8 protein-coding genes are annotated in these 8879 nt (G+C 70.6%); 5 read left to right on the top strand and 3 right to left on the bottom strand.

Annotated elements, in window-relative coordinates; all coding sequences use genetic code 11:
• The 3 genes from ACFWRO_RS10435 to ACFWRO_RS10425 all read right to left on the bottom strand — a co-directional run.
• The coding region (locus ACFWRO_RS10435; protein ID WP_384507172.1) for an NADH-quinone oxidoreductase subunit C at positions 1-720 on the bottom strand (720 nt) is incomplete at its 3' end.
• The gene (locus ACFWRO_RS10430) at positions 717-1301 is read right to left on the bottom strand and encodes an NADH-quinone oxidoreductase subunit B (protein ID WP_384507169.1); all 585 of its coding nucleotides are present in this window, start codon (positions 1299-1301) and stop codon (positions 717-719) included. The genes ACFWRO_RS10430 and ACFWRO_RS10435, both read right to left, overlap by 4 nt.
• The gene (locus tag ACFWRO_RS10425) at positions 1292-1768 is read right to left on the bottom strand and encodes an NADH-quinone oxidoreductase subunit A (protein WP_384507166.1); all 477 of its coding nucleotides are present in this window, start codon (positions 1766-1768) and stop codon (positions 1292-1294) included. Before ACFWRO_RS10425 ends, ACFWRO_RS10430 begins: the two co-directional genes overlap by 10 nt.
• A gap of 151 nt (positions 1769-1919) precedes the next feature.
• Between ACFWRO_RS10425 and ACFWRO_RS10420 the strand changes: the two genes are divergently transcribed.
• From ACFWRO_RS10420 to ACFWRO_RS10400, 5 genes are all read left to right on the top strand, one after another.
• A complete protein-coding gene (locus tag ACFWRO_RS10420) occupies positions 1920-3077 on the top strand; it encodes a sensor histidine kinase (RefSeq protein ID WP_384507164.1) in 1158 nt (385 codons plus the stop codon).
• Positions 3078-3363: 286 nt separating this feature from the next.
• Complete coding sequence (locus tag ACFWRO_RS10415) at positions 3364-4653, top strand: sensor histidine kinase (RefSeq protein ID WP_384507161.1); 1290 nt, start codon at positions 3364-3366, stop codon at positions 4651-4653.
• Between the two features lie 243 nt (positions 4654-4896).
• Positions 4897-5556 carry a response regulator gene (locus ACFWRO_RS10410; protein WP_384507207.1) on the top strand — a complete coding sequence of 220 codons (660 nt, stop codon included), beginning with the start codon at positions 4897-4899 and terminating at the stop codon, positions 5554-5556.
• A 278-nt stretch (positions 5557-5834) separates the two neighbouring features.
• A complete protein-coding gene (locus tag ACFWRO_RS10405; RefSeq protein WP_384507158.1) occupies positions 5835-7769 on the top strand; it encodes a 2-oxoacid:acceptor oxidoreductase subunit alpha in 1935 nt (644 codons plus the stop codon).
• Positions 7762-8814 (top strand): 2-oxoacid:ferredoxin oxidoreductase subunit beta, encoded by a 1053-nt coding sequence (locus tag ACFWRO_RS10400; RefSeq protein WP_384507155.1) that lies wholly within the window; start codon positions 7762-7764, stop codon positions 8812-8814. Before ACFWRO_RS10405 ends, ACFWRO_RS10400 begins: the two co-directional genes overlap by 8 nt.
• Positions 8815-8879 lie beyond the last annotated feature (65 nt).

The raw sequence follows: 8879 nt of genomic DNA, 5'->3' as shown, positions 1-8879 counted from the left end.
GCCGGTGGCCGTGCGGGCACGGCGGGCCGGGCGCTCCGCGGCGGCACCGGCCACCGCGCCGGCACCGGCGCCCGCCCCGGCACCCGCACCAGCGCCCGCCGCACGCGGCGTGCGGGCCGGGCGCGAAGGAGCCGGGGGGAGTTGGCCCTTCATCGGGCCCCAGTCGTTGGGGTCGGGGACGCCCGGGGGGAGCATCTGGCGGCGCTTCGGGCCGCCGTGGTCCGACTCCCCCGGCTCCTTCGCTCCCGGCCACGCCTTCGCGACGCGCGCCGCGAGGACGAAGTCCTTCCGCAGCGGGTGGCCCTCGAAGTTCTCCGGCAGGAGCAGGGGCACGAGGTTCGGGTGGTCCGTGAACGCGACGCCGAACATCTCGTGCGTCTCGCGCTCGTGCCACTCCGCGCCCGCGTAGACCGGGATCGCCGTCGGCAGCACCGCCGCCTCGTGGCTCACCGTCGTCCGTACGAGGAGCCGACGCACCACGCGGCCCTCGAGGGCGACCACGTGCGCGCACACGCGGAAGCCCACGCCCGGCTCGTCGACCGCGCTCAGCCAGTCGAAGTACGTGCAGCCCAGCTTGTCCCGCGCGATCTCGAGCGCCGCGATCCACGAGCCGACCGGGACGTCCACCGTCAGCAGGCCGTACGCCCGCTCCGCCGTCGCCTCCTCGCCGAAGACCTCGGTCACGGCCTCGGGGAGGGCGTCGTACGCGTTCCCGGTCACTTCTCACCGCCCGGCTCGGGCGCGGCCACCAGGCCGCTGGTCAGCTGGCCGACCGACGGGCCCGAGTACCGCGCCGCCAGCGACTCGCGCGCGATCTTCTCCTGGAGCTTGAGGATGCCCTGCAGCAGCGCCTCGGGACGCGGCGGGCAGCCCGGCACGTACACGTCGACCGGGATGATCTGGTCGACGCCCTTCGTCACCGAGTACGAGTCCCAGTACGGCCCGCCGCAGTTCGAGCAGGCGCCGAAGGAGATGACGTACTTGGGCTCCGGCATCTGCTCGTAGAGACGCTTCACGGCCGGCGCCATCTTGTCCGTCACCGTGCCGGAGACGATCATGAGGTCGGCCTGGCGCGGCCCGGGCGCGAACGGGATCACGCCGAGCCGGATGAAGTCGTGGCGGGCCATCGACGCGGCGATGAACTCGATCGCGCAGCAGGCGAGGCCGAAGTTGAAGACCCAGAGGCTGTAGCGGCGGCCCCAGTTCAGGACCACCTTCATCGGCTCGGGCGCGAGGCGGGCCAGGGGGCCCAGCGTCGGGGCCGGAAGCGGCGTCGGGGCCGGGGGCGGGGTCACGTCCATGTCAGGACGCCCTTCTTGTACGCGTAGAGCAGGCCCACGGCCAGGAAGCCGAGGAAGATGAACATCTCGACCAGGGTCGTCGCGCCGTACCCGGGCGCGGCGAACACGGTCGCCCAGGGGAAGAGGAAGATCGAGTCGACGGCGAAGATGACGTACAGGAAGCCGTAGACGTAGTAGCGGACCTGGGTGTGCGCCCAGCCCTCGCCGACGGGGTCGACACCGCACTCGTACGTCAGCAGCTTCTCCGGCGTCGGGACGACCGGCCGAAGCAGCCGGCCCGCGCCGAACGCCACGGCGACGAAGAGCACGCCGACGACGGCGAGGAGTCCCACGACGGAGTACGACTCGAAGTAGTCCGCCGCGAGTCCGCTTCCCGCCCGCACGGTCGGATCCGGCACGTCCACCCCTCGCTTCCTGCCCGTTCCGGTGATCTGCACGCACGTTCTGCACGCATGTTCCGCACGCATCGCCTGTGCGCACGTCGTACGCACGGGAGTCTAGGCCCTGCTAAAGATCCCGTAAGCGGTGTGTCACGGACTGAACGGTGGGGTTAGCCCTACTCTCCTTCACCTACGTACCCCATGGCGGTCCGGGCCCGCCGACCGGCACGCTTGGCACATGAGCGCCGAGACCGACACCCCGCTGCCGCCCGTCCGCCCCGCCTACGGCCGGCAGACCTGGAAGGAGATCTCCTTCCTCCTCTCCAATCTGCTGACCACCCTGGTCGGCTTCGTCTACACGGTGGTGGCGGTCGCGATCGGCGTGGGCCTGGCCGTCACGGTGATCGGCCTGCCGCTGCTCGCGCTCGGCCTCGCCGGGGCGCGGGGGATCGGCCGGTCCGAGCGGGCGCGGGCCCGCGCGCTGCTCTCCGTACGGGTGGAGGAGCCCAGCCCGCTCCCCCGCCGGCACGGCTTCTTCAACTGGCTGTGGACCGCGCTGAAGGACCCGGTGGCGTGGCGGACGATGCTGTACGGCTTCATCCGGCTGCCCTGGGGCATCGTGACGTTCGTCGTCACGCTCGTCTCGCTGATCGTGCTCTGGCCGCTGCTGCCGTTCGTGGCGCGCGGTCTGTCCACCGCCGACCGGGCCATGGTGCGCGGTCTGCTGTCGCCGTCGGACGAGCTGGAGCGGCGGATCGCCGAGCTGGAGTCGGACCGGGGCGTGGTCGTGGACACCGCCGCCGCCGATCTGCGCCGCATCGAGCGCGACCTGCACGACGGCGCGCAGGCCCGGCTCGTCGCGCTGGCGATGGGGCTCGGTCTGGCGAAGGAGAAGCTCCTCGAGGACCCGGAGGCGGCGGCCACGATGGTCGACGAGGCCCATGGCGAGGTGAAGCTCGCGCTCCAGGAGCTGCGCGACCTCGCCCGTGGCATCCACCCGGCCGTCCTCACCGACCGGGGCCTGGACGCGGCGCTCTCGTCGATCGCGGCGCGCTGCACCGTCCCCGTGAAGGTCACGGTCGACCTGGCCGAGCGGCCTGCCGAGGCCATCGAGGGCATCGCGTACTTCACCGTCTCCGAGCTGCTCCAGAACGTGTCCAAGCACGCGCGGGCCCGGTCCGCGTCCGTGGACGTCTGGCGGCGCGACGACCGGCTGCTCCTCCAGGTCCAGGACGACGGGCGCGGCGGCGCGCGGCTCGACGCCGGTACAGGAATGTCGGGGCTCTCGGAGCGTCTCGGCGCGGTCGACGGGCTCTTCGTCCTCGACTCGCCGGAGGGCGGCCCGACGACGGTCACGGCCGAACTGCCGTGGCGGGGGCGGTCGGTGGGGGCGTAGCGCTCCCCAGGGGTCTTCTTACGGACCGGGCTTCCGCGCTTGTCGTCGCGGCCCGGTCCGCGGTGCTGTCCTCGCAGGCCCGTATGCCTGCGTGCCCGCATGCCTGCGTGCCCGCATGCCGCATGCCTGCATGCCCGCGGGCCCCAGCCGCCCCCCTGGTAGGGAAAACCCCCGGACCGAGACGCCCACCTCCCTCATGGTCCCGGACCCGCCCACGCGGAAACCTTGTGTCGTACCGCCTCCCCTCCTCTTCCTCTCTATCCCCGAGCAGAAACGGACCACCGCGATGGCCGCCTCTCCCCGCCTCCCCGCCGCGATCCGCGCGCCGTTCGACGGCCGCACCTGGCGCGAGTTCGGCTACCTGGTGATCGGGCTGCCGCTCAGCTGCGTGTACTTCTCCCTCTCCATCGCCCTCGTCGCGGCGGGCGCCGGCCTCCTCGTCACCTTCCTCGGCATCCCGGTCCTGGCCGGGGCCCTGGCGCTCTGCCGGGGCTTCGGTGCCGTGGAGCGGGCCCGGGCGCGCGGGCTGCTCGGGCTCGACGTCGCGCCGCCCGAGCCCGCCCGGGGCCGTACCGGCGGGGCCATGTCGTGGATGGGGGCGACGCTCAAGAGCGGCGCGTCCTGGCGGCACCTGCTGTACGCGCTCCTGCACATGCCGTGGGCGATCTTCGCCTTCACGGTCTCGGTGGCCTTCTGGATGTACGGCTGGGCGATGTTCACGTACCCGCTGTGGCAGTGGGTCTTCCCGATGTACGCGGGGCAGGACGGCATCCAGCTGTACGGCGACCGGACGCACGCCTTCTACCTGGACTCCCCCTTCGAGATCGCCGTCACCAGCGCCGTCGGTCTGCTGTTCGTGCTCGTCGGGCCGTGGATCATCCGGGCGCTGACCTCGGTGGACCGGCTGATGGTCGCCGGTCTGCTCGGCCCGTCGCGGCTCGCGACCCGCGTCACCGAGCTGGAGTCGGACCGGGGCGTGGTCGTGGACACCGCCGCCGCCGATCTGCGCCGCATCGAGCGCGACCTGCACGACGGCGCGCAGGCCCGGCTCGTGGCCCTCGCCATGGATCTGGGGCTCGCGAAGGAGAAGCTCACGGAGGACCCGAAGGCGGCGGCGCGGATGGTCGACGAGGCGCACGGCGAGGTGAAGACGGCGCTTCAGGAGCTGCGCGACCTGGCCCGGGGCATCCACCCGGCGGTCCTGACCGACCGGGGCCTGGACGCGGCGCTCTCAGCGGTCGCCTCGCGCTGCGCGGTCCCCGTCTCGGTCGACGTGGACCTGCCGTCGCGGCCGGTTCCGGCGATCGAGGGCATCGCGTACTTCACCGTGTCCGAGCTGCTGCAGAACGTGTCCAAGCACGCGGAGGCGCGGCGCGCCTGGGTGGACGTGTGGCGGGTCGGCGACCGGCTGCTGCTCCAGGTGCGGGACGACGGCCGGGGCGGCGCGGACACGGCAGCCGGCCGGGGGCTCGCCGGGCTCACGGAGCGGCTCGACGCGGTCGACGGGATCCTGGCCGTGGACTCACCGGCGGGCGGTCCGACGACGATCACGGCGGAGCTGCCCTGGAGGGCGTGAGCCCTTCGGTCGGGGCGGTACGGGGCGGTCGTCACAGCGGGCGGGTCATCCGCCCGGTGTGACGACCGCCCACGCGCGCGTGGCGTGGCGGCGGGTGGCGGGGTGTGGCGGGTGGCGGGGCGTGGCGAGGTGTCGCCCGATCTTCGTCATTGCCCACAAGTGGGCGGTGGAATGCGATGCTGGAAGCCGCATCGATCAGCGGAACATGGGGGCTTCAGGGTCGTGGAAGACGTGGCGGACAGGGTGCGTGTGGTCATCGCCGAGGATTCAGTGCTGCTCCGCGAGGGCCTGACCCGGCTGCTGACCGACCGGGGGCACGACGTCGTCGCCGGTGTCGGTGACGGGGAGGCCCTGGTCAAGACCGTGGCCGAGCTGGCGGGCGAGAACGCGCTGCCGGACGTGGTGGTGGCGGACGTACGGATGCCCCCGACCCACACCGACGAGGGCGTACGGGCGGCGGTGCGGTTGCGCAAGGATTTCCCGGGAGTGGGGGTCCTGGTCCTTTCGCAGTACGTGGAGGAGCAGTACGCCACCGAGCTCCTGGCCGGATCCAGCCGTGGCGTGGGCTACCTCCTGAAGGACCGGGTGGCCGAGGTCCGCGAGTTCGTGGACGCCGTGGTCCGGGTGGCCAGGGGCGGTACGGCGCTCGACCCCGAGGTCGTCCAGCAGCTGCTCGGCCGGAGCCGCAAGCAGGACGTCCTGGCGAACCTGACCCCACGAGAGCGCGAGGTCCTGGGCCTGATGGCGGAGGGCCGGACCAATTCCGCGGTCGCGAAACAGCTGGTCGTGAGCGACGGCGCGGTGGAGAAGCACGTCAGCAACATCTTCCTGAAGCTGGGCCTGTCACCGAGTGACGGGGATCACCGCCGGGTGCTCGCCGTGCTGACCTACCTGAATTCCTGAATTCCTGCTTACCTGACACTGTGTCAGATGGCCTGATTTGGACCTAAGACCAAAGAACGAGCGGAACGCGACTTTCCGGAAGATTCTGGGGGGAGACAGAACGTGACGATTCATGGCAATAGGACATCTCAAAACGAGGTCCACGATGCGAGAAGTCCCGGGGAGGGACATCCCACCGTCGTAGGGTGGGCCACGGGGCCGGGCGGATCTCCGTCCGCCCCGCGAGCCTTCTCCCGCCTCTGGCGGAGAGACCCTTGCCGCGAGGGAGGTCCAGTTCAGTGACCAGCCAGGTCAGTAGCGAGGCCGGTGAGGCCCTGGTCGGGGAGCAGCGCAGCGCCCCGGCGCCCCACCACGGCGACGACAAGGAAGTCCGCCGACTCGATCGGGTGATCATTCGGTTCGCCGGTGACTCCGGTGACGGTATGCAGCTGACGGGTGACAGGTTCACCTCGGAGACGGCGTCGTTCGGGAACGACCTGTCGACGCTGCCGAACTTCCCGGCCGAGATCAGGGCTCCTGCCGGGACGCTGCCGGGTGTCTCCTCGTTCCAGTTGCATTTCGCCGATCACGACATCCTGACCCCGGGCGACGCCCCGAACGTGCTGGTCGCGATGAACCCGGCCGCGTTGAAGGCCAACATCGACGACGTGCCGCGTGGCAGCGAGATCATCGTGAACACCGACGAGTTCGCCAAGCGGGCGATGGCGAAGGTCGGATACGAGACGTCCCCGCTGGAGGACGGTTCGCTCGACGCGTACCGGGTTCATCCGGTGCCGCTCACGACGCTGACGATCGAGGCGCTGAAGGACTTCGGGCTCTCCCGCAAGGAGGCCGAGCGGTCGAAGAACATGTTCGCGCTCGGGCTGCTGTCGTGGATGTACCACCGGCCGACGGAGGGTACGGAGAGGTTCCTGCGGCAGAAGTTCGCGAAGAAGCCGCAGATCGCCGAGGCGAACGTGGCCGCGTTCCGCGCCGGCTGGAACTTCGGCGAGACGACCGAGGACTTCGCCGTCTCCTACGAGGTCGCGCCCGCGACCAGCGCCTTCCCGACCGGCACCTACCGGAACATCTCCGGGAACCTGGCCCTGTCCTACGGCCTGATCGCCGCCTCCCGCCAGGCGGACCTGCCGCTCTACCTGGGCTCGTACCCGATCACTCCGGCCTCCGACATCCTGCACGAGCTGAGCCGGCACAAGAACTTCGGCGTGCGCACGTTCCAGGCCGAGGACGAGATCGCCGGTATCGGCGCCGCGCTCGGTGCGGCCTTCGGCGGCTCGCTCGCCGTCACCACCACGTCCGGGCCTGGTGTGGCGTTGAAGTCGGAGACGATCGGGCTCGCGGTCTCCCTCGAGCTGCCGCTGCTGATCGTGGACATCCAGCGCGGCGGCCCGTCGACCGGGCTTCCGACGAAGACCGAGCAGGCGGACCTGCTGCAGGCGATGTACGGCCGTAACGGCGAAGCCCCGGTGCCGGTTGTGGCGCCGAGGACGCCGGCGGACTGTTTCGACGCGGCGGTCGAGGCCGCGCGGATCGCGCTCGCCTACCGCACCCCGGTCTTCCTGCTCTCCGACGGCTATCTCGCCAACGGCTCGGAGCCCTGGCGGATCCCGGACGTGCAGGAACTCCCCGACCTGCGGGTCCAGTTCGCCACCGGCCCCAACCACGAACTCGCCGACGGCACCGAGGTGTTCTGGCCCTACAAGCGCGACCCGCAGACCCTCGCCCGCCCCTGGGCCGTCCCCGGCACCCCCGGCCTCGAACACCGCATCGGCGGCATCGAGAAACAGGACGGCACCGGCAACATCAGCTACGACCCGGCCAACCACGAACTCATGGTCCGCACCCGCCAGGCCAAGATCGACGGCATCGAAGTCCCCGACATCGAGGTCGACGACCCCAGCGGCGCCAAGACCCTGGTCCTCGGCTGGGGCTCCACCTACGGACCCATCACCGCCGCCGTCCGCCGACTACGCCGGGCCGGACACCCCATCGCCCAGGCCCACCTGCGCCACCTCAACCCCTTCCCGAGGAATCTCGGAGAGGTCCTGAAGCGTTACGACAAGGTAGTGGTGCCCGAGATGAACCTCGGCCAGCTCGCCACTCTCGTACGGGCGAAGTACCTGGTCGACGCCCACTCGTACACCCAGGTCAACGGCATGCCGTTCAAGGCCGAGCAGCTCGCTTCGGCGCTCAAGGAGGCCATCGATGAGTGAGACGCTCCTGAACCTCGTGCCCAAGGCCGAAGCCGCGCAGTCGATGAAGGACTTCAAGTCCGACCAAGAGGTGCGCTGGTGCCCCGGGTGCGGCGACTACGCCGTCCTCGCGGCCGTGCAGGGGTTCATGCCGGAACTGGGCCTGGCGAAGGAGAACATCGTCTTCGTCTCCGGCATCGGCTGCTCCTCCCGCTTCCCGTACTACATGAACACCTACGGGATGCACTCCATCCACGGCCGCGCCCCCGCCATCGCCACCGGCCTCGCCACCTCCCGCCGTGACCTGTCCGTCTGGGTCGTCACCGGCGACGGCGACGCCCTCTCCATCGGCGGCAACCACCTCATCCACGCTCTGCGCCGCAACGTCAACCTCAAGATCCTCCTCTTCAACAACCGCATCTACGGCCTCACCAAGGGCCAGTACTCCCCCACCAGCGAACTCGGCAAGATCACCAAATCCACCCCCATGGGCTCGCTGGACGCGCCGTTCAACCCGGTCTCCCTCGCCCTGGGCGCCGAAGCCTCGTTCGTGGCACGGACGGTCGACTCCGACCGCAAACACCTCACCGAGGTCCTGCGCCAGGCCGCCGACCACCCCGGCACCGCCCTCGTGGAGATCTACCAGAACTGCAACATCTTCAACGACGGCGCCTTCGAAGTCCTCAAAGACAAACAACAGGCCGAAGAAGCCGTCATCCGCCTCGAACACGGCCGGCCCATCCGCTTCGGCACCGAGGGCCGCAAGGGAGTCGTCCGCGACACCCTCACCGGCGACCTCAAGGTCGTCGAAGTCACCGAGGAGACCCAGTCACAACTCCTCGTCCACGACGCCCACGCCACCTCACCCACCACCGCGTTCGCACTCTCCCGCCTCGCCGACCCCGACACCCTCCACCAAACCCCCATCGGCGTCTTCCGCTCCGTCCAACGCCCCGTCTACGACACCCTCATGGCCGACCAACTCGACACCGCCATCGAGCAACACGGCAAGGGCGACCTCGGACAACTCCTCGCGGGGAATGACACCTGGACCGTCGTCGGCTGACAAAGGCAGATTCGAGGGGCGCGGCCGGAACATCGGCCGCGCCCCTCAGTCCGTTCCGCCGCGCC

This window comes from Streptomyces sp. NPDC058579 (assembly GCF_042718575.1).
Lineage (GTDB): Bacteria > Actinomycetota > Actinomycetes > Streptomycetales > Streptomycetaceae > Streptomyces.
This window is presented reverse-complemented; position numbering and strand designations above follow the sequence as displayed.

What these genes read in the sequence shown, in the direction of transcription:
- ACFWRO_RS10425 (WP_384507166.1), bottom strand. Translation starts at nt 1,768, where the DNA reads ATGCGTGCGGAACATGCGTGCAGAACGTGCGTGCAGATCACCGGAACG.
- ACFWRO_RS10400 (WP_384507155.1), top strand. Translation starts at nt 7,762, where the DNA reads ATGAGTGAGACGCTCCTGAACCTCGTGCCCAAGGCCGAAGCCGCGCAG.
- ACFWRO_RS10420 (WP_384507164.1), top strand. Translation starts at nt 1,920, where the DNA reads ATGAGCGCCGAGACCGACACCCCGCTGCCGCCCGTCCGCCCCGCCTAC.
- ACFWRO_RS10430 (WP_384507169.1), bottom strand. Translation starts at nt 1,301, where the DNA reads ATGGACGTGACCCCGCCCCCGGCCCCGACGCCGCTTCCGGCCCCGACG.
- ACFWRO_RS10415 (WP_384507161.1), top strand. Translation starts at nt 3,364, where the DNA reads ATGGCCGCCTCTCCCCGCCTCCCCGCCGCGATCCGCGCGCCGTTCGAC.